This window comes from Tsukamurella strandjordii, assembly GCF_039525985.1.
Lineage (GTDB): Bacteria > Actinomycetota > Actinomycetes > Mycobacteriales > Mycobacteriaceae > Tsukamurella > Tsukamurella strandjordii.
Genome location: NZ_BAAAII010000009.1, coordinates 61,528 through 82,150 on the forward strand (window position 1 = coordinate 61,528; position 20,623 = coordinate 82,150).

At 70.9% G+C, this 20,623-nt stretch carries 18 protein-coding genes and 1 pseudogene; 9 read left to right on the top strand and 10 right to left on the bottom strand.

Going from position 1 to position 20,623, the window contains the following annotated elements; genetic code table 11:
* Positions 1-232: 232 nt before the first annotated feature.
* Both ABD108_RS17635 and pntB read left to right on the top strand, forming a co-directional pair.
* Complete coding sequence (locus tag ABD108_RS17635) at positions 233-1,759, top strand: Re/Si-specific NAD(P)(+) transhydrogenase subunit alpha (RefSeq protein WP_220656967.1); 1,527 nt, start codon at positions 233-235, stop codon at positions 1,757-1,759.
* A 4-nt stretch (positions 1,760-1,763) separates the two neighbouring features.
* Complete coding sequence (gene pntB / locus ABD108_RS17640) at positions 1,764-3,185, top strand: Re/Si-specific NAD(P)(+) transhydrogenase subunit beta (protein ID WP_220656966.1); 1,422 nt, start codon at positions 1,764-1,766, stop codon at positions 3,183-3,185.
* A 59-nt stretch (positions 3,186-3,244) separates the two neighbouring features.
* Here the strand turns inward: pntB and ABD108_RS17645 are convergent, their stop codons facing one another.
* Both ABD108_RS17645 and ABD108_RS17650 read right to left on the bottom strand, forming a co-directional pair.
* Positions 3,245-3,895, bottom strand: coding sequence for an NAD(P)H-binding protein (locus ABD108_RS17645; protein WP_220656965.1), 651 nt, complete (start codon positions 3,893-3,895; stop codon positions 3,245-3,247).
* 46 nt (positions 3,896-3,941) lie between these two features.
* A complete protein-coding gene (locus ABD108_RS17650) occupies positions 3,942-4,553 on the bottom strand; it encodes a LysE/ArgO family amino acid transporter (RefSeq protein WP_220656964.1) in 612 nt (203 codons plus the stop codon).
* 71 nt (positions 4,554-4,624) lie between these two features.
* Here ABD108_RS17650 and ABD108_RS17655 point away from each other — a divergent pair, with 71 nt between their 5' ends.
* Entirely contained in the window at positions 4,625-5,515 is an 891-nt protein-coding gene (locus ABD108_RS17655) for a LysR family transcriptional regulator ArgP (protein ID WP_220656963.1), read from the top strand.
* 40 nt (positions 5,516-5,555) lie between these two features.
* Positions 5,556-7,028 carry a bifunctional phosphatase PAP2/diacylglycerol kinase family protein gene (locus ABD108_RS17660; RefSeq protein WP_343930952.1) on the top strand — a complete coding sequence of 491 codons (1,473 nt, stop codon included), beginning with the start codon at positions 5,556-5,558 and terminating at the stop codon, positions 7,026-7,028.
* Here ABD108_RS17660 and ABD108_RS17665 read toward each other — a convergent pair.
* Genes ABD108_RS17665 through ABD108_RS17685 form a run of 5 tightly spaced genes read right to left on the bottom strand, consistent with a single transcriptional unit; the run spans position 7,025 to position 11,989 of the window.
* Positions 7,025-7,849 carry a S1 family peptidase gene (locus ABD108_RS17665; RefSeq protein WP_220656961.1) on the bottom strand — a complete coding sequence of 275 codons (825 nt, stop codon included), beginning with the start codon at positions 7,847-7,849 and terminating at the stop codon, positions 7,025-7,027. The genes ABD108_RS17660 and ABD108_RS17665 overlap by 4 nt on opposite strands.
* A 13-nt stretch (positions 7,850-7,862) precedes the next feature.
* Positions 7,863-8,726, bottom strand: a complete 864-nt coding sequence (locus ABD108_RS17670) for a P1 family peptidase (RefSeq protein WP_305112443.1) — start codon at positions 8,724-8,726, stop codon at positions 7,863-7,865.
* A gap of 10 nt (positions 8,727-8,736) precedes the next feature.
* Entirely contained in the window at positions 8,737-9,123 is a 387-nt protein-coding gene (locus tag ABD108_RS17675) for a DUF5313 family protein (protein ID WP_220656959.1), read from the bottom strand.
* Position 9,124: 1 nt separating this feature from the next.
* The gene (locus ABD108_RS17680) at positions 9,125-9,604 is read right to left on the bottom strand and encodes a MarR family winged helix-turn-helix transcriptional regulator (RefSeq protein ID WP_220656958.1); all 480 of its coding nucleotides are present in this window, start codon (positions 9,602-9,604) and stop codon (positions 9,125-9,127) included.
* Between the two features lie 48 nt (positions 9,605-9,652).
* A complete protein-coding gene (locus ABD108_RS17685; RefSeq protein ID WP_220656957.1) occupies positions 9,653-11,989 on the bottom strand; it encodes an ATP-dependent DNA ligase in 2,337 nt (778 codons plus the stop codon).
* A 176-nt stretch (positions 11,990-12,165) separates the two neighbouring features.
* On the opposite strand from ABD108_RS17685, the gene ku reads away from it, so the two are divergent.
* Entirely contained in the window at positions 12,166-12,999 is an 834-nt protein-coding gene (ku, locus tag ABD108_RS17690) for a non-homologous end joining protein Ku (protein ID WP_305112438.1), read from the top strand.
* A 1-nt stretch (position 13,000) separates the two neighbouring features.
* Here the strand turns inward: ku and ABD108_RS17695 are convergent, their stop codons facing one another.
* Positions 13,001-14,806, bottom strand: coding sequence for a GNAT family N-acetyltransferase (locus ABD108_RS17695; protein ID WP_343930953.1), 1,806 nt, complete (start codon positions 14,804-14,806; stop codon positions 13,001-13,003).
* A gap of 52 nt (positions 14,807-14,858) precedes the next feature.
* Here ABD108_RS17695 and ABD108_RS17700 point away from each other — a divergent pair, with 52 nt between their 5' ends.
* Positions 14,859-15,638, top strand: a complete 780-nt coding sequence (locus ABD108_RS17700; RefSeq protein ID WP_343930954.1) for an alpha/beta fold hydrolase — start codon at positions 14,859-14,861, stop codon at positions 15,636-15,638.
* Positions 15,639-15,665: 27 nt separating this feature from the next.
* Here ABD108_RS17700 and ABD108_RS17705 read toward each other — a convergent pair.
* Positions 15,666-16,505, bottom strand: a pseudogene (locus ABD108_RS17705) (DMT family transporter); the annotation flags it as partial.
* Positions 16,506-16,588: 83 nt separating this feature from the next.
* Between ABD108_RS17705 and ABD108_RS17710 the strand changes: the two are divergent.
* Complete coding sequence (locus tag ABD108_RS17710; protein WP_305112435.1) at positions 16,589-17,494, top strand: LysR substrate-binding domain-containing protein; 906 nt, start codon at positions 16,589-16,591, stop codon at positions 17,492-17,494.
* Here the strand turns inward: ABD108_RS17710 and ABD108_RS17715 are convergent.
* Positions 17,409-18,839, bottom strand: a complete 1,431-nt coding sequence (locus ABD108_RS17715) for an MFS transporter (protein WP_343930955.1) — start codon at positions 18,837-18,839, stop codon at positions 17,409-17,411. The genes ABD108_RS17710 and ABD108_RS17715 overlap by 86 nt on opposite strands.
* Before the next feature lie 86 nt (positions 18,840-18,925).
* Between ABD108_RS17715 and ABD108_RS17720 the strand changes: the two genes are divergently transcribed.
* The gene (locus ABD108_RS17720; protein WP_343930956.1) at positions 18,926-20,293 is read left to right on the top strand and encodes an MFS transporter; all 1,368 of its coding nucleotides are present in this window, start codon (positions 18,926-18,928) and stop codon (positions 20,291-20,293) included.
* Between the two features lie 10 nt (positions 20,294-20,303).
* Complete coding sequence (locus tag ABD108_RS17725) at positions 20,304-20,621, top strand: helix-turn-helix domain-containing protein (RefSeq protein WP_220656951.1); 318 nt, start codon at positions 20,304-20,306, stop codon at positions 20,619-20,621.
* The last annotated feature ends 2 nt before the right edge of the window (positions 20,622-20,623 follow it).

Here is a 20,623-nt window from a genome sequence, read left to right on the forward strand (position 1 = left end):
TGGGTAAGTTCCCCCGTGCTATGGTCAGCCCACTGTTCTGAGCAATGGGCGGCCCACGTAGCCACCGCGATGTCCGGCGAACCCGGGCGCCACGCGGACCCACCCCCGTTCACACCGTCGCGGGGGCTGGCGCACGCGTGAGGTCGTGCGAGCCGGAACTCCGGACCGCGGCCGTGTGGTCCGGTAGGGACGACCAAGGAACGAACATGAATGTCGGTGTGGTGATGAGCGCATGATCATCGGAGTGTTGAAAGAGGCGCAGCCGGGGGAGACCCGGGCCGCCGCGACCCCGACGACCGTCGCCCAGCTGATCAAGCTGGGATACGACGTGGTCGTCGATCCGGGTGCGGGCGAGGCGTCTTCGTTCTCGGACGACGCCTACGTCGAATCCGGGGCCACCATCGGGGACGCGCGTGCGGCCGACGTCGTGCTCGGCGTCAACGCCCCGTCGTCCACCCAGCTCGACGGTGTGCGGCCCGGCGCGAGCCTGATCGCGATCCTGGCCCCCGGCCTGAACCCCGACCTCCTCGAGGACGTCAAGGGCCGCGGCATCACCGCGATGGCCATGGACGCGGTGCCGCGCATCTCGCGCGCGCAGTCGATGGACGTGCTCTCGTCGATGGCGAACATCGCCGGCTATCGCGCTGTGGTCGAGGCCGCGAACGTCTTCGGCCGGTTCTTCACCGGCCAGGTGACCGCCGCGGGCAAGGTCCCGCCGGCCAAGGTGCTCGTGGTGGGCGCCGGCGTCGCCGGCCTCGCGGCGATCGGCGCCGCCGGCTCGCTCGGCGCCATCGTCCGCGCCACCGACCCGCGTCCCGAGGTGGCCGACCAGGTCGCGTCGCTGGGCGGCGAGTACCTGTCCGTCGCCGATGAGCAGGCCGAGGTCTCCGCGACCGGCTACGCCAAGGAGATGGACGACGACTACAAGGCCCGCGAGGCGCAGCTCTACGCCGAGCAGTGCAAGGACGTCGACATCATCATCACCACGGCGCTGATCCCGGGCCGGCCGGCCCCGCGGATCATCACCGAGGAGATGGTGGCCTCGATGAAGGCAGGCAGCGTCATCGTCGATATGGCGGCCGCCAACGGCGGCAACGTCGCCGGCACCGTCAAGGACCAGGCGATCGTCACGCCGAACGGTGTCACCATCCTCGGCTACACCGATCTGGCCGGACGGCTCGCCGCCCAGGCCTCGCAGTTGTACGGCACCAACGTGGTGAACCTGCTCAAGCTGCTCACCCCGGAGAAGGACGGTGAGCTCGTCCTCGACTTCGAGGACCCGGTGCAGCGCTCCATCACCGTGACCCGCGACAACGAGATCCTGTGGCCCCCGCCGGCCGTGAAGGTCTCGGCCGCGCCCCAGGCCGCACCCGCCGCCGAGGCGGAGACGAAGCCCGAGAAGCAGCCGATGTCGGCCGCCACCAAGGTGGGCCTGACGCTGTTCGGCATCGCGGTGCTGTTCGTGGTCAACGCCTTCGCGCCCGATCCGATCCCGCGGCACTTCACCGTGCTCGTGCTGGCCATCGTGATCGGCTACTACGTGATCGGCAAGGTGCACCACGCCCTGCACACCCCGCTGATGAGCGTCACCAACGCCATCTCCGGTGTGATCGTGGTGGGCGCCATCATCCAGGTGGGACTGAACAATCCCGCGATCCAGGCCCTCGCCGGGGTCGCGATCCTGCTCGCCTCCATCAACGTCTTCGGCGGCTTCGCGGTGACGCGGCGCATGCTGACCATGTTCTCGAAGGGGGCGTGACGACATGACGGTCGAATCCATCGCGACCGCCGCGTATCTCGTCGCGGCACTGCTGTTCATCCTGAGCCTCGCGGGCCTGTCCAAGCACGAGAGCGCGCGCACCGGCTGGCTGTACGGCGTGATCGGCATGACGATCGCCATCGCCGCCACCGTGGCGCTGGCGCTCAACAAGAGCGAGGTGGCGGGCACCGCCACCGTGATCCTGCTCGTCACCGCTCTGATCGGCGCCGCGATCGGCCTGTACAAGGCCAAGGTCGTGCAGATGACGGGCATGCCCGAGCTGATCGCCCTGCTGCACAGCTTCGTCGGCCTCGCCGCCGTGCTGGTCGGTTGGGCCTCGTACCTCGAGGTCGAGCGCGGCTGGATCCCCGGAGAGGCCGCGCATTACACCGGTGCCCTGCTCAAGATCCACCACGCCGAGGTCTTCATCGGTGTGTTCATCGGCGCCGTCACCTTCACCGGTTCGATCGTCGCGTACCTCAAGCTGTCCGCGAAGATGAAGTCGGCACCGCTGGTGCTGCCGGGCAAGAACTACATCAACATCGGCGCCCTGGTGCTGTTCGCGGTGTTCACCGTGTGGTTCGTGGTGGACCAGCAGCTGTGGCTGCTGATCGCCGTCACGGTGATCGCACTGCTGCTGGGATGGCACCTCGTGGCCTCCATCGGCGGCGGCGACATGCCGGTCGTGGTGTCCATGCTCAACAGCTACTCGGGCTGGGCCGCCGCCGCGGCGGGCTTCCTGCTCAGCAACGATCTGCTGATCGTGACCGGCGCGCTCGTCGGCTCGTCCGGTGCGTACCTCTCGTACATCATGTGCAAGGCGATGAACCGCTCGTTCATCTCCGTGATCGCAGGCGGTTTCGGCATCGAGGCCGCGCCCACCGAGGATCAGGATTACGGCGAGCACACCGAGACCAACGCCGACAGCGTGGCCGAACTGCTCAAGAACGCCAAGACCGTGGTGATCACGCCCGGCTACGGCATGGCCGTGGCGCAGGCCCAGTACGGCGTTGCCGAGCTGACCCGCGAGCTGCGCAAGCGCGGCGTGAACGTGCGCTTCGGCATCCACCCCGTGGCCGGCCGCCTGCCCGGGCACATGAACGTGCTGCTGGCCGAGGCGAAGGTGCCGTACGACATCGTCCTCGAGATGGACGAGATCAACGACGATTTCGCCGATACCGACGTGGTGCTGGTGATCGGCGCCAACGACACCGTGAACCCGGCCGCGGCCGAGGATCCGACCAGCCCGATCGCGGGCATGCCGGTGCTCACGGTGTGGGAGGCCGAGAACGTGATCGTCTTCAAGCGGTCGATGGCCTCCGGCTACGCCGGCGTGCAGAACCCGCTGTTCTTCCGCACCAACTCGGCGATGCTGTTCGGCGACGCCAAGGACCGCGTGCAGGACATCCTGGCCGCGATCAACTGATCACGCCGACAAGGGCCCGGACCGTCGCACGACGGTGCCGGGCCCTTCGTCGTGGTGGCCTACCGCCAGGCTTCGTCGATCGTCACGGTGCCGTCCGTGAACGGCAGGTCCCGGCCGACGGTGTCCGGACGGTCCAGGGCGTCCGCCGCCACCAGGGCGACGTTCGCGCGGGAGGTGCCGGGATTGTCGGCCGAGCGCACCGCGGCCGGATCGACCCGCCCCGAGGCCTCGTCCGCGGTGAGCCGGCCGGGCATCAGCACCGTCCAGTCCAGATCGGAGGCGCGCACCGCGACATCGGCGGCGGCCTTGGCCTCGGCGTAGTGGAAGAACGGGTCCGATTCGGGGACACCGTGATCCGGGGCCGCCCCGAGGTAGGAGACCATGATGTAGCGGCGCACCCCGGCCTGTTCGGCGGCCTGCACCGAGCGGATCGCGGCATCCCGGTCCACGGCGTAGGTGCGATCGGGATTCCCGCCGCCGGCCCCGGCGGAGAAGACCACCGCGTCGTTGCCCTGCAGTGCCGTCGCGATCTCGTCGCGGGAGGCGTTCTCGACGTCGAGCACCAGTGGCGTCGCGCCGGTGGCGGTCACATCGGCCGCGTGCTGAGGGTTGCGGATCCACGAGGTCACCTCGTCTCCGCGTGAACTCAGCACTTCCGCAAGGAGAAGTGCCACTTTGCCGTGTCCGCCGATGATCGCGATCCGTGCCATGGCCACCACGGTACGTCCGGCGGGGCGTCGCCGCAGTCGGGGCCGGTCAGCCGCCGAGCGGCATCGTCGCCAGCCGCAGTGCGAGCACCAGGAGGAGGATGCCGATGCCCAGGTTCAGTGCGCGCCAGACTGCGGGCCGACCGAGTGTGCCGGACAGGCGCTGCGCACCGAAGCCGAGCAGGCAGAACCAGCCGATGCTGGCGACCACGGCACCGGCGGCGAACCACCAGCGATCCGGGCCGTAGCGCGTGGACGCCGATCCCAAGAGCAGCACGGTGTCCAGGTATACGTGCGGGTTGAGCCAGGTCAGTGCCAGCGCGGCGGTCACCGCCGCGGCCACCGAGGCCGCGCTCCGCCCGCCCGCGGTGAGCCCGGCGGTGTGCCGCGCGGACCAGAGCGAGCGAAGGCCGTAGCCGATCAGCACCACCACGCCCGCCCACGTGACCACGGTCAGCAGGGTGGGGCGGCCCGATACTGCGGCGCCCAGGCCGGCGACCCCGGCGCAGATCAGCAGGACATCGGAGGCGATGCAGACGGCCACCACCGCCGCGGTGCCCCGTCCGCGCGCCGCCACCTGGAGGATGTACGCGTTCTGTGCGCCGATCGCCACGATCAGCGACAGGCCGAGGCCGAGGCCGGCGAGGAGTGCGGAGGTCATGGCACCGACGCTAGGCCCGGCGCCGGGATAAGTTCCAATGCTTGATACTGCTGACCCATTAGAATCACTTCATGCTGAACGGGCAGCACCTGGCGACGCTCGTCGCCGTGGTCGAGGAACAGAGCTTCGGCGCCGCCGCGTCCCGGCTGCGGATCACGCAATCCGCGGTCAGCCAGCGCATCCGCGCGCTGGAACAGCAGGTGGGGCACGTGGTCGTCACGCGGGAGGGGCCGTGCCTGCCCACCGATCAGGGCAGCATCCTGCTCGGGTTGGCACGCGGCGTCGCCACCCTGGAGGCCGACGCGCTCGGCCGGCTCGCCGGCGGCAGTGGAGCCGCCCGGCTGGACGTGGGTGTCAACGCCGATTCGCTGGCCACCTGGTTCGGCGAGGTGATCGCGGCGGTCGCCGGCTGGGACGACGGCACGCAGCTGCGCCTGCAGGTCGACGACGAGCACCACACCGCCGATCTGCTCCGGGCCGGAACGGTGCTCGGTGCCGTCACCACCGATCCCGAGCCGGTCCAGGGCTGTGCGGTGGAGTATCTCGGCTTCATGCGTTACCTGCCGGTGTGCACACCCGAGTTCGCGGTGCGATGGCAACGTGGGGGCCGATGGCGCTGGCGCGAGATGCCGGTGGTGCAGTTCGACCTGCGCAAGGATGATCTGCAGAACCGGGTACTCCGTTGGCACGGGGTGACCGCCGAACCGGGAGCCACGGACTACCCACCCGCGCAGCGGATCCCGTCGTCGGAGGGATTCGCCCACGCCGTGCGGGTCGGCCTCGGCTGGGGCAGCCTCCCCGAGGCGCAGCTCGGCGACGCCCTCGACCGGGGCGATCTCGTGCGCGTGGGTGACCGTCCCGTGGACGTGAAGTTGTACTGGCAGTCCTGGCGATTGCACACCCGCGCCACCGGGCGGCTGGCCGATGCGATTCACGCCGCGGCCGCGGTGCATCTGCGGTGACCGGGGGCGGCCGGTCCGGCCGCGGGAGTAGCGTCGAGCCATGGTGGAACGGGCGCCCCGCACACTGCGTCGCGGGCTGAGCGAGCTCGACGGGAGACTCTTCGACGCCGTCGCCGATTCGCCGAGTCCGCTGCTCGACCTCACCATGCGGCCTCTGTCCGCAGCGGCCGATCACTCGGTGCTGTGGATGGCCGTCGCGGCGGGCATGAGTACGGGCGGGCTGTCGCTGCGGCGGGGCGCCGTGCGCGGTCTGCTGACGCTCGGCGTCACCAGCCTGGTGGTCAATCAGGGGCTCAAGCGGATCTATCCCCGCGCCCGGCCCGCCTTCGACGGTGTGCCGGTCAAGCGGGCGCGGCGGCAGCCGACGTCCAACTCCTTCCCGTCCGGGCACGCGGCGAGCGCCGCGGCCTTCGCCGTGGGCGTCGGGCTGGAACACCACCGCGCCGGGTACCTTCTCGGCGGCCTCGCCGCCGCGGTGGGACTGTCCCGGGTGGCCACCGGCGCACACTATCCCGCAGATGTGCTCGCGGGATTCGCCGTCGGTGCGGGTATCGCCGTGGCCGGGGCGCGGCTCGTGCCGCCGGTCGACGACGGGTGCGCGGTGACGGCGGACGCCGCGGTGGAACAGGTCCGGCGGAATCCCGACGGCGCGGGGCTGGTGGTCGTCCTCAACCCCGCGTCGGGAGACGGCACGGGCACGCGTGTCGCGCAGGAGTTGCGCGCCGCGCTCCCGTCGGCCGAGATCGTGGAGCTGGACGCGGGCGCGGATGTGGATGCCGTGGCCGCCGACGCCGCCTCCCGTGCGGAGTTCCTCGGTGTGGCGGGAGGAGACGGGACCGTGGCCACCGTGGCCGCGCACGCCATCGCCGCAGACACGCCGCTCGCCGTCTTCCCCGCCGGCACGTTCAATCATTTCGCCAAGGACATCGGTGCCGATACCGTCTCCGCGGCCGTCGATTTCATCCGCCGGGGGCGGGTCACCCGGGTCGACGCGGTGTGGCTGAACGACGAGAAGCTGCTGCTCAACACCGCGAGCATCGGCGCCTACCCGGAGTTCGTACGCACCCGCTCCCGGTTGCAGCGCCGCCGCATCGGTCGTCCCTCGGCCACCCTGCGCGCGATCCTGCGGGTGCTGCGGCGCAGCGCGCCGGTCCGGGTGCGGATCGAGGGCCGTCCGACCACCGTCTCCTTCTTCTTCCTCGGCAACTCGATGTACGGCGCACCGGGTTTCGTGCCCGGCCGCAGGAGCCGGCTCGACGACGGGCTGCTCGACGTCCGGTACCTGGAGGACGGCCACCGCAGGGGCGGTACTCGCCTGCTGTTGTCCTGGCTGAGCGGCCGCATCCGGACGTCCAAGATCTATTGGGAGATGCAGACCCCCACGGTCACCATCGAATCCGACGAGCCCTTCCGGGTGGCGCACGACGGCGAATCCGGAGAACTGCACAGGCGCGCCCACTTCCGCGTGGCCCACCGCGAGCTCCGGGTCTTCGGCACGAGCCAGGTGGGCTAGGTCGTTCCCATCAGCGTCATCCGATTGACCACGATGTCATCGGCGATGAGAGTGGCGGTGCCCGCACCGGTCCCGGTGCCATCGGCCCGGGTGTGCACACTGTTGACCACGCCGACCGCGGTGAACGTCCCGTCGGGCCAGCGGGCGTACACGGGACCGCCCGAATCGCCCTCCACCGCGGGGATCCCGGCCCACCTGACCTTCGTGCCCACCACATCGTCGAGCACCCCGCAGCTGCGCCCGGTGCGCGCCCCGACGATGCAGATCTCCGGGCGCCCGGACCGCAGATCGGCCGCGGTGCTGTAGCCGGTGACGGGGCCGATGGCGTCCGCCACGGCGCGGACATCGCTGCCCTGCACCTGGATGATGGCGATGTCCTGCCGCCGGTTCCGGGTGGCCTTGATGTACTCGCCGAAGGGAACGCTGCTGCCGGCCGAGGTGAGGTAGCGCGCGACCGGCGCGCTACCGGGCCGGGCCTGGCGGGCGAGCTCCGCGCAGTGCCCGGCGGTGAAGGCGACGATCTGGCCGTTGGGGTAGCGCGCGAAGAAGCCCAGTGTGCAGACACTGGAGTACATCCCGAAGGAGTCCACGAAGGTGGCGATGCCGGCACCGGTGGTCGGGACCGATGCCACCGCCGGGGCACGGCCCGGGGCGTCGACCGGATAGGGTGCCACGCTCGGCGTGGTCACCACGGCCGTCGAGACGGGCGGTGGCGGTTCGAGGGTGGCGCGTTCCGGTGCGATGCCGGCACATCCGGCGGCTCCGGCGGCGAGGGCCAGGGCGCACGCCGCGATCCGCGCGCGGCGGCGGAGGGTGTGCACGGTCCGCCCGTCCTCAGGCGCGCGAGCGGATCGCCTCGGTGACGGCGCCGATGGCGAGCGCCCGCACCAGGTCGACCTTCGCCTCGACCTGTCCGGTGGCGGCCGAGATGAAGGCGTCGCCGTCGTACCGGGTGTGCGGCGGGTCGATCGCCCGGGACAGTCCGTCGTGCGCGCCCTGCGCCACGATGAGGCACTCGACCTTGGTGAGGCGGGCGTTCGTGATCACCACGCCGATGGTGGTGTTCTCCCGGTCGCCCGGGGTCGAGAACGGCTCGTAGTCGCCGAATCCCGCGTCGGTCTCCGTCCCGGTGAGGATGTCGCCGAAGGCGTTGACGGCGCACAGCGCCCCGACGATCACCGCGCCCGACCGCGCCTCGGCGTAGGCCAGGCCGGCGTCGCGGATGCCGTCGATTCCGCGGGCCTTGCCCACGGTGGCCCCGGTCCCGGCGCCGATCAGGCCGTTCACCTCGGCATCGTGCGCCGCGGATGCCGCTGCGGCGTAGCCGTTCTCCGCCGTCGGCCGGACGGTGGGATCGCCCACCATCAGGTCGAACAGGCCGAGGGTGGGCACGATCGGCACCCGGCCGGCCACCGTCGCGATGCCCCTGCCCTCCTCTTCCAGGCGGCGCATCACCCCGTCGGCGCTGGCGAGGCCGAAGGCGGACCCGCCCGTGAGCACCGCGCCGTGGATCTCCTCCACCGACCGTTCGGGGGAGAGCAGGTCGAACTCGCGGGAGGCGGGTGCGCCGCCGCGCACCTCGCCGGACCCGACGGTGCCGTCGGGGAAGGTGACCACCGTGCAGCCGGTGCGGGCCGCCTCGTCGGTGTAGTGGCCGACGCGGATGCCGGGAATGGTCACGACGGAGGTGGCGGGCATGCCCAGAAGATTACGCGCGCTCCGCCGCGTGCGCGGTCTCGTAGGCGAGCCTGGTGGCGGCGCGGCGTTCGACCGTCTCCGGGTTCTCCAGAGCAGGGTCCAGGCCGTTCTTCTCCAGCCGCCGGGCGCGGTTGGGGCGCATGTAGGCGGCGTTGTAGAAGGCGTTGAGCAGGACGCCCAGCAGCACCGTCGCGCCGCGCAGGCCGAGCGGCCCGGGGAGCAGCAGGAGCAGGCCGTACACGGGGAGCATGGCGAGTTGGCCGCGCACCAGGTGGCGGGCCACCCAGGTGCGGCAGGTGAGCGTGTGCCGCACCCAGGCGCGGTTCCTCTCGGGCAGGGTTCCGGTGTACACCCAGGCCAGGTAGTGCAGCGGATCGGGACGGTGTGCGGTGCTCATGTCAGGACTCTCTTTCCAGGGCGCCCGCGGCCAGTGCCCGGGCATTGACGGTGGTGAGCACGCGGTGCAGGTCCTCGAGCTCGGACAGGCTGGCGCCGAGCCGCTCGATCACGGCCGGCGGCACGTCCAGCGCCCGCGTGCGGAGCTCCCGGCCCGCGTCGGTGAGATCGACGTCGATCTGCCGTTCGTCGTGGGCGGATCGCGTGCGGGTGATCAGTCCCTGCGTCTCCAGACGCTTCAGCAACGGGCTGAGGGTGGGTGAATCGAGTTGCAGCGCTTCGCCGATCTCCTTGACGGACATCGGTGCCGCGCCCCACAGGGCGAGCATCACCAGGTACTGCGGGTGCGTGAGGCCCATCGGCGCGAGGATCGGCCGGTACACGGACAGCACCGCGCGATTGGCCACCGCGAGCGCGAAGCACACCTGGCGCTCCAGGGCGAGCGGATCGGCGTCGGCGGCGGGGGTATCGGGATCGGCCATGTCCCCACGGTAGCAGATAAGTAGTGCACTAACTAGTCGTGCACGAAGTTATTCGTCGGGGCCCTCCCACGGGATGTCCGACTCGCCGGGGAGATCGCCGGGCAGCAGATCCTCGCGGAATCCGCGCCAACTGGGTTGGCGCAGGTGACCGCCCCGCCGCAGGGAGGAGTAGCGCACATCGCCCACCACCTGCGGCAGCACCCACACGGCGTCGCGGGCGTCCGGATCGTCGATGGGCGCGGTGAACGGGGACCGCTTCATCCGCAGCGGTTCCAGGCGTTCGGCCAGGGCGTCCAGGTCGCGGTCGCTGAATCCGGACCCGACCGACCCGAGGTACACCAGTCCGGTCTCGGCGGGCAGTCCCACGAGGACCGAGCCGATCCGGTTCGCCCGCGAACCCTTCCCCGGCTTCCAGCCGCCGATCGCCACCTGCAGATCGCGCCAGTTCTTGTGCTTGAGCCAGGCGCGCACCCGCTGGCCCGGCAGGTAGGGGGAGTCGCGGCGCTTGGCCACGATGCCCTCCCAACCGAGTTCGGCGCTCACCGCGGCCGCGACGGCGCCCGACGACGCCTCCACCAGCGGTGGCACGGCGATCGCATCATCGGAATCGAGCAGTGGTGCAAGACCTTCCAGGACCTCGCGCCGGACGGTCCAGGGCCGCCGGGTGAGATCGACCCCGTTCAGTTCGAGGACGTCGAACAGGTACAGCTGCACGGCGCCGGCGCGGGTGTCGCCGCCCGCCATCAGGTGGAACGACGGTACGCCGTTCGGGTCGAGCACCACCGCCTCACCGTCGAGCACCACGTCCATACCGTCGAGATCGTGGGCCAGCGACTCGAATTCGGGGAACTCGCCGGTCACCACCCGACCCGAGCGGGTGCGCAGGCTCAGCGCGCCACCGCGCACCGTGGCGATGATCCGGTAGCCGTCCCACTTGCCCTCGAAGGCCCATTCCTCGACCGAGAGCCGGTCGATCGGGGATTCGGTGGGCAGCATCGGATCCGGCGCCGCCGCTGAGGCTTTCGTGACGGGTGCGGAGGTGTCTTTGGTGAGATGTGCCAGCCAGTTCTTCTCGCCGGTGCGGATGAGCGCGTAGCGCAGTCCGCGCAGGCGTTCGCCGTGCAGCGTCACGATCACCTCGTCCTTGCGCCACTTCTCCAACTCGTAGGTGCCGTGGTCCCAGATGGTCACATCGCCGCCGCCGTACTCACCCTTCGGGATGCTGCCCTCGAAGGCGGCGTAGTCCATGGGGTGGTCCTCGGTGCGCACGGCGAGGTGATTCACGGCCGGATCGTCCGGGAGGTTCTTCGGCACCGCCCAGGAGGCCAGCACGCCGTCGTGCTCCAGGCGGAAGTCGTAGTGCAACCGACGCGCGTGGTGCTCCTGGATCACGAAAATCGGATCGCCCGCGCTCGCCGCGCCGCCGAAGGGCTCGGGGGTCTTGTGGGCATCGCGCTTGGCCCGGTACTCGTCGAGGTTCACCGGCCGCGGCGGGGGCGACGGTGCCGCGAGCAGGGGCGTGAGCAGGTCCCCGTCGGTGCGCGCGCGGTGCAGCACCTCATGGAACTCCAACTGCCGCAGTCCCGGACGGGTGAGCTCGTCCCAGTCGCGGGGCGCTGCGACCCACGGGTGGTCCCGGCCGCGCAGGGAGTAGGGCGAGACGGTGGTCTTGGAGCCGCTGTTCTGCGACCAGTCCACGAAGATCCGGCCCCCGCGCTGATCCTTCGACATCGACGCCGTCACCAGGTCGGGCGACTCGGTCTCGAGCTGGGACGCGATGGCGTGCGCCACCTTGCGCGCCCCCGGCGACGAGAGCCCGTCCGGCAAGGTCGAGTAGATGTGCATGCCCTTCGAGCCACTGGTCACCGGATGCCCGTCGAGTCCCATCGCGGCGAGCAGGTCACGGATGCGCAGCGCCAGCGCCGCACAGTCGTCGAGGGTGATGCCGGGGCCCGGGTCGAGGTCGAGGACCAGGCGGTCCGGCGGGCCGGGCACCTCGGTCTCGCCGTCGATCACGAACGTCCACTGCGGGACGTGCAGTTCCAGCGCGGCCTGCTGCCCGAGCCACACCATATCGGCCGTGTTCTCGACCACGGGGTACAGCGATTCGCCGTCGGAGTGGTGCTGGGCGCCGCGGCGGATCCACGCCGGTGCGTGGCTCGGCAGCCGCTTCTCGAAGAAGGCCGTCTTGTCGACGCCGTTGGGCCAGCGTTTGCGGGTGAGCGGACGGTCGCGCAGATGGGGCACCGCGAAGGGTGCGATCGCCTGGTAGTAGTCGATGACCTCGGACTTCGTGGTGCCCGTGGCCGGGTACAGCACCTTGTCCAGGTTGGTGAGCTGCACGTTGACGCCATCCACCTCGCGGTTCTCCCGTGTCTGCGCCACCCACCCATTATCGCCGCCTTCCCTCCCGCCGCTCCCCGACTTAACAGCGTTAGGTGTAGGTGTTTCCCCAGGACGGGGTGTGGGCTAACGCTGTTAAGTCAGGGAGGGGTGGGTGCGAGGGGTGGGTGCGGGATTCGGCTCTCGCCATATCGGCTCACACCAGTCACAATGGTCACATGCGCGCGATATGGACGGGTGAGCTGTCGTTCGGGCTGGTGAACGTGCCGGTGAAGGTGTACTCGGCGATCGAGAGCCACGACGCGAAGTCGCACCAGGTGGATGCGAAGGACGGGGTCCGCATCCGGTACAAGCGCGTCCGCGAGGGCACCGACGACGAGGTGGAGTTCGCGAACATCGCCAACGCCTACGAGGCGGACAGCGGCGACACGGTGATCCTCAGCAAGGAGGACATCAAGTCGATGCCCGTCGAGCGGCATCGCGAGATCTCCGTGACCGAGTTCGTGCCGCGCGAGGACGTGGACCCGATCATGTTCGACAAGCCCTACTACCTCGAGCCCTCGTCGAAGTCGCCGAAGGCCTACGTGCTGCTGCGGCAGGCACTGCAGGAGACGGACCGGCTCGCGATCTGCACCTTCACCCTGCGCAATCGCACCCGGCTCTGCGCGCTGCGGGTGGTGGGCAACGTGATGGTGCTGCAGACCCTGCTCTGGCCCGACGAGATCCGCACCCCCGAGTTCCCCTCGCTCACCGAGGACGTGAAGATCCGGCCGCAGGAGCTCGCGATGGCCGCCTCGCTCATCGACTCGATGGCCACCGATTTCGACCCCGAGCAGTACGAGGACGACTACCAGGTGCAGCTGCAGCAGCTGATCGAGGCGAAGTCGACCGGCGAGACGGCCTTCCCGGACGCGCCCGACGAGGCCGGCGACGAGGACGACGAGGTGGCCGACCTGCTGGCCGCGCTGCGCGCATCGGTCAAGAGCCGCGAGTCCGGCAAGCCCGCGAAGACCGCCGAGAAGAAGCCGGCGCGCAAGCGCGAGGCCAGCTGATCTAGAGCTCCCGCTTGAGCCCCACGTGCTCGGAGCGGTAGCCGAGCCGCCCGTAGAAGGCGCGCGCCCGCTCGCGCGTCATATCGGTGGTGAGCTGCGCCAGGGTGGCCCGGTGCGTCCGGCCGTGGTGATGCGCCCACTCGATCATCGCGGTGCCCAGGCCGCGCGAGCGTTCGGTGGCCGCCACCCGCACGCCCTCGATCTGCAGCCGGGTCGTCCCCGAACGCGACAGACCGGGGATCACCGTCAGATGCATGGTCCCCACCACGCGATCGGACTCGTCGCGGACCACCGCGAGGTAGTGCGAACGATCGCGGGCCACCACGTCGAAGGCGGCGTCGTATCCGGCGGTCTCGGGCGATTCCCGGGTCCGGCCGATCTCGTCGTCGGAGAGCAGGGCGACGATGGCGGGGACATCGTCCCGGGTGGCCCGCTGCACCCGGTAGGTCCGGTCGCCCACGCGCAGCGTGCCGCCCACCGATTCGCGTGCGGCCGCCCGCATCCGGCCCACGAGCAGGTCGAGCCAGGCGCCCACGTTCTCCCGCGCCTCGACGGTGTCGGGGTAGCGGCACCGTAGGTGCAGGCCCTCCTGGTCGAGGATGAACCACAGCATCACGCCGTCGGTGCGGATGCTGGCGCCCACGTACTGCGCCGCGAGTCCTGCGGAATCGACCCGCACGGGCAGCCTGCGCAGATCCAGCCACGAGATCGCGAACATGCCTGGCACCTCGGGCATCCCGCCCCAGGGCTCGAGGATGTCCTCCAGCGGCCAGGACCCGAGCTGCACGGCCTCACGTACCGCCGCCGCGGCCGCCTTCGGCTCCGGCGATCGGCTCTCGATCACCGAGTTGGTGATGAACCAACCCACCGAGTCGTGCCAGGTGTCATCCGCAACGGTCCCCGGTCGGCCTCCGGCCTCCTGCCCGCCGTGCCGACTGTGCACCGGGAAGACCGCACGCAGCGGCTCATTCGCCAGCTCCAGCGTGACGGCGGTCATCGTGGCGACGGTGGCCGCGAGGGTCGAGACGCCGTCGTCGCGGGCCTGCGCGGCGAACGCCGCACTGTCGTCCACATCGAAGACGTCACGCACCTCGACGCGCTCCAGATGCGGTTCCGGCGTCCCCAGCGACAGTGGGAAGCGCGGCATCACATCGCCGCTGGCCGAGAGGATCTCCGCCCATCGGCGGCGCACCTCGTCCGGGGCGGCGGGCCGATCCTGCAGCGCCCGGGTGTGTTCCACGAAGGCCGGCACCGGATCGGTCGACGGCGGCCGTCCCGCCCGCACATCGGCGAGCGCCGCGAGGAAGTCGCGCACGATCACCAGCATCGACCACATGTCCACGTGCGAGTGGTCCGCGGCGATCACCACCGTCGGACCGTCCGCCGTCTCCAAGACGCAGAGCCGGTGCGCCGGACGCTGATACGGAGAGCACGCACCGTCGAGCACATCGCGGAGCGCATCGTTGACGGCCTGCCCCGGTGCGATGGGATGCTCCACCCACGCACCCGGCCCGACCTCGATCTCGTGCAGGGCCGGCGCACCGTCGGAACCGGGGACGAAGGCCGTGCGCAGCGTGCCGTGCCGCGCGATCACCGCGAGCCACGCGGCGGCGAGGTCCGCGCGGGGAACCGGTGCCGGCAGATGGAAGGACAGCGCCATCCAGGAGCCCGGCCGGTCGCCGCCCGCGACGTGCCGCCCCTGGTCGAAGGACACGGGCAGGGGGCGGCCGGGCGGCGAGGCGGTCACGTCGTACCCCACCAGCCGGCCGAACGGCAGTCGCAGGTGCGCGACATTGGTCAGGCGCATGGGCGGTACCCTAGCCCTCTCCACAATCACCTGCGCGCTGTGAGAAGGCCAGATGCCCACATTCGACGTTCCCGGTGCCGTGCTCGACACCGAACTCAGTGACGAGGGCGGACATCCCGTCGTCCAGCTCCACGGGCTCACGTCGAGCCGGGCCCGCGACCGGGTGCTCGACCTCGACCTCGGCCGCGGATTGAGCGGAACCCGCCTCCTGCGCTACGACGCCCGAGGTCACGGCCGGTCGACGGGCCGGACGGTGCCCGAGGACTACCGCTGGTCGAACCTCGCCGACGATCTGCTGCGCCTGCTCGACGATCGTTTCCCCGGGGAGCGCGTGCACGGCGTGGGGCCGTCGATGGGCACCGGGACGCTGCTGCACGCCGCCGTCCGCGATCCGCAGCGGTTCAGCGGGCTCACCCTGATGGTGCCGCCGACCGCGTGGGAGACGCGGGCGGCCAAAGCCGCCGACTACCGGCTCGCCGCCGAGGCGGTCGAAGCCCAAGGAATCGCCGGATTCCTCGCCACCGCAGAGGAATCCGCGCCACCGCCCGCGTCGAACGGAGCGCCTCCGACCCTCCCCGAGGTGTCGGAGGAGCTGCTCCCGTCCGTCTTCCGCGGCGCCGCCCTGAGCGATCTACCGGAACGCCAGGCGATCGCCGGACTCACGATCCCCGTGACGCTGCTGGCCTGGATCGACGACCCCGCCCACCCGGTCTCCACCGCCGAGGCCCTCGCCGAACTGCTCCCGAAGGCCACGCTCACCGTGGCCCGCACTCCCGGCGACGTCGCCCTGTGGCCCACTGTTCTCCGCGACGACGTCGCCCGGCGTCACTGACCGTCGCAGCCGGGCGACGGCCACTCCGACCAGGCAGAGCAGGCCGCCGAGCAGGCCCCACGCGGTGGGCGTTTCCGCGAGGAAGGCCCAGCTCAACCCGATCGACAGTGCCGGCACCGCGTACGACGACGAGGCCGTGACGCCGGCCGGTGTGTGTGCCAGCGCGTACGCCCAGAGCAGGAACGCGAGAGCAGTGGGCACCAGGCCCAGGTACAGCACGCCCACGGTGGCGCCGATCGGGGCGGCGGCCAGCTCGCGGAACAGATCGGGTGCCCACGGCAGGAGTACCGCGGCACCGACGATCGCGCCGAGTGCGGTGGCGGTGAGCGGATCGGTCGAGCGCAGCACGAGCTTCTGCGCCACCACGCTGATCCCGTAGAGCAGCGCGGCCGCGACGGCCAGCGCGACCCCGGCGCCGTCGCGCCGCCCGTCGCCCGAGAAGGCGATGACCGCTGCACCGGCGAAGCTGATCACGATGCCCACGGCGAGCAGCGGCGGGAAGCCCTCGTGCAGAAAGGCCCCGGCCAGCACCGCGACGATGATCGGCGCGATGTTCACCAGGAGCGCGGTGGTACCCGCGTCGAGATGCTGTTCCGCCGCATTGACCAGCACCGTGTACAGGGCGAACCACAGTGCGCCGTAGCCCACGGTGAGGGCGAGGGCGGTGCCGCGCGGCGCGCGGACCTCGCCGGTGTACATCGCGTGCAGCACCCAGATGACGCCGAGCACCGATGCGCCGACCAGGAGGCGTCCCTCGGCCATCGGGATCGGGGAGACGTGCGATCCGATTCCACGGATCACGACGAAGGCCGAGGCCCACGCGAACATCACGATCACCAGGGCCAGAGCGGGGAGTTGCTTCTTCATGTGGTCCACTGTGCGACCGGCAGGAAGTTAGCACAAGCGAATGTTTCTGCATTATCATTTAGTGGGACTGAATGGAGAGTGTCATGCTCGACGCACACCGGCTCATGATCTTCCGCTCCGTGGCGGCCACCGGATCGGTCGCCGCCGCGGCCACGAGCCTCGGCTACACGCCGTCGGCCGTCTCGCAGCACGTGGCCGCCCTCCAGCGGGAGACCGGCCTGCAACTGCTGGAACGGGTCGGACGGGGCGTGGAACTCACCCCCGCGGGCCGGATCCTGGCCACCGAGGCCGACGGGGTGCTCGAACGCCTCAACGCGCTCGGCGCCACCGTCGACGACCTCCGGGCGGGCAAGGCGAACCGGATCACCATGAACGTCTTCGCCACCGCCGGCACGCACTGGATGCCGGCCGTGGTGCAGACCCTCGCCGAGGAGTTCCCCGACACCCGCCTGCGGCTGCGCATCGAGGACGAGGTCACCGAGATCGCCGCCCGCCGGCCCGATCTCGCGGTGGCCGTGCGGCAGGAGCACTCCCAGACCACCGCGGTGGCGGGCTTCTCCCACGAGGACCTGCTGGTGGAGTCGTACGTCGCCGTGGTCCCCGAGGATCACGAGTTCGCCGGCCGCGATCTGATCGATATGGCTGAGCTCGAGGGCGCGCGCTGGATCGACAACGACGTGCGTCGCGGTGCCTGCCGGCAGGCGGTGCTCGATGCCTGCGCCGGAGCGGGTTTCACTCCCCGGTTCGTGGTCGAGACCACCGACTATCCCTCGGCGCTCCGGTTCGTGGCGCGCGGGGTGGGCGTCACCGTACTGCCCCGGCTCGGCGCCACCGAGCTGCCGCCCGGCACCGTGGCCGTGGACGTGTGCAATCCGGCGCCCCGGCGGACCATCGTGGCCTACGTCAAGGATTCGGAGTGCCGGAACCCTGTGGTGCGCCGTGCGATGCACCTGCTGCGGGAGTCCGCCGCCGCGGCCTTTCGGCCGTGAGCCGCGATGCGACCGCGACCGTCGCCAGGCCGGAGGCCAGCGGCACCAACAACGTGACCGCGAATCCCGTGTGTCCCCACGGCAGGACCTGAGCGAAGACGGCACCGGCACAGGCGATCGCGAGTGCGGTGCCCACGGCGTCGGACAGCTTCAGTGCACTGGAATTGGCGCCCTGCTCATCGTCGGCACTGCGACTGAGCATGAGGATCGACAGCGTGGGATAGGTCAGGCCCATGCCGAAGCCGCCCACCGCCCAGGTCGCGAAGATCACCGGCCACGGGGCGTCCAGCGCGAAGGCCGACGCCACCGCGGTGAGCGCGAACACCAGCAGGCCCGACCCGATCAGCGGAAGCCGTTCGCGCAGTGCACCGTCGGCCGGAATGCGTGCCTGGAGCTGGGAGGCCAGCGCCCACAGCAGTGCGGCACCGGTCATCACCGACCCCGCGGCGAAGGGCGAGAGCCGGTCGATGTGCACCAGGTACAGCGGGACGTAGATCTCGGCGGCGAAGAAGGCCCCGGCCATCAGCAGGCTCAGCAGCATCAGCCGCGGAATACCGGGACGGCCCGTCAGCGAACCCGCGGGCAGCATCCGTGCCGTAGCGACCACCGCGACCACCAGGCCCGCCGCCGCCACCGCCAGGAAGACCGCTCCGCCCCGCGGCGCCGCGAACTGCGCCACCGCGGTCGCCACCCCCGCCGTGAGGGCCGCGATCAACAACCCGCGGTTGGGCGGATCGTCGTTGCGGTAGTCGGATTCGTCGAGACCGGAGGTGGCCCGCAGCGTGGCGACCAGGGCCAGCAGTGAGGGCCCGGCGAGCCCCAGGAACACCCAGCGCCAGCCCACGGTGTCCGCCGCCAGACCCGCGATGGCGGGACCGATCAGCGACGGCACCACCCAGGCGGTCGAATACGCGGCGAACACCCGCGGGCGTCCCTCCGGTGGAACCAGCCGGCCCACCATCGCGTACAGCACCACGCTGATCAAGCCGCTGCCCAGTCCCTGCACGCCGCGGCCCACGGCCAGCACGGTCATGTCCGGCGCCGAACCCACCACCACCAGGCCCGTCGCGAACAGCAGCGCGCCCGCGATCAGCGGTGGCCGGACGCCGCTGCGGTCGACCCACGGTCCCACCCACGCGATCGCCACGATCATCGCCGCGAACGCGGCACCGAAGGCCACCGAGTACTCCGCGGTGGCCCCGAACTGCTCCGCGGCCCGCGGCAGCACCGTGCCCACGGCGAGGGATTCGAAGGCGGAGAAGGAGATCAGCGCGACCGAGCCGATGAGGAACCAGCGGAGCCGGCCCTGCTCGGGTGGTGCCGGGATGCGCTCGTCGATGGTCATTGGCAGCACGCTAATACGTCGACCTTGGTTGAGGTCAACCGAGAAAACCAGTTGTCCCCGGCGCGGACCGCAGGCATCGTGGAAAGGTGCATATCGACATCAGCGCCGGACAGCGTGTGCCCCGCATGCTGCGGCCGCTGTTGCGCCGCGACTACCGCCTGCTGTTCATCACCCTGTTGTGCGCGCTGACCACCGACGGCATGTGGCTGGTCTCGGTGGTCTGGCAGGTGATCGACATGGGCGGCTCGGCGACCAGTGTCTCGATGGTCTCGGGCGCCGCATCCGTGGGTCTGCTGGTGTCCACCCTGGCCGGCGGCGTGCTCGCGGACCGGGTGTCGCAGCAGCGCATCCTGTTCGTGCTGGAACTGCTCAAGGTGGTGGTGATCGGCGGCGTCGGCGCGCTCGCGGTGACCGGTGTGATCACCGTCCCGATGCTCATGGTCGGCTCGCTCGCCCTCGGCCTGGTGTCCGGCTTCTACTTCCCCGCGTACTCGGCGCTGGTGCCGCGGCTGGTGCCGCCCTCGGAGCTGCTCGCGGTGAACGGCTACGAGTCCGCGGTGCGCCCGGCCGCCGCGATGGCCGTCGGACCGGCGGTCGCGGCCTGGATCATCGCCGTCGCCTCGCCCGGTGCCGCGCTCATCGTCGCGGGCGGGATCTGCCTGTTCGCCGCTGTCTGGGTGGTGCGGATCCACGTGCCGCAGGCGGAGGCGGCCGAGGGCGCCGATGAGCCCGGTTCGCCGCTGCGCGAGCTGTGGGAGGGCATCCAGTACGTGCGCCGCACGCCGTGGCTGCTCGCCACACTGCTCTTCGCGAGCCTGATGGTGCTGGTGACCGTGGGGCCGATCGACGTGCTGCTGCCCTTCGCGATCAAGGATCAGGCGCAGGGCGCGGCCGGTGAACACTCGATGATCCTGGCCGCCTACGGCTTCGGCGGCGTCGCGGGCGCACTATTCATGGCGGCGCGGAGAATGCCCCGCCGCTACCTCACGGTGATGATGGTGCTGTGGGGCCTGGCCTCGCTGCCGATGGTGGTGTTCGGCATCGCCGACAGCGTGTGGCCCATGGTGATCGCGGGCTTCGTTCTGGGTGTGCTGTTCGAGGCGCCGGTGGTGATCTGGGGCACGCTGCTGCAGCGCCGGGTGCCGCGCCGCCTGTTGGGGCGGGTGTCCAGCCTGGACTTCTTCGTCTCGCTGGTGTTCATGCCGCTGTCCTTCGCGCTCGCCGGTCCGGTGAGCCAGGCGATCGGCCTGACCACCACCTTCGTGCTGGCGGGACTGATTCCGGTGCCGCTCGCGGTGATCGCGATCCTCGCCGCGCGGATGCCGCAGGACGAGCTCGAACACCCGCTGGTGGACGAGGACGAGGATCCCGACGAGGCGCCCGAGGAGGAGCCCGGCGACGCGCCGGTTACGCCCACCGTGAACGCTCCCGCACCCGACGGCACCGTCGGATAGGCTTTCTCCTATGACGAGCGGGGTTGCGAGCATCGACACGCACGAGCCGATGGAGGCCGAGCGTCCCCCGCTGCTGCGCGAGGTCTACGGCCGGGTCCTCCGGCAGGAGCGCACGCGGCAGGGCCGCACGCTCGCCGAGGTGGCCCGCGAGGCCGGCGTGTCCACGCAGTACCTCTCCGAGGTCGAGCGCGGCCGCAAGGAGGCCTCGTCCGAGGTGCTCGGCAGCGTGTGCGATGCGCTGGGCGGTTCGCTCACCGAGTTCGTCGGCGGCGTGCACCGTGAACTGGTCGGGAGCCGTCCGCGTCCCGTCGCCCTCGCCGCAGCCTGACG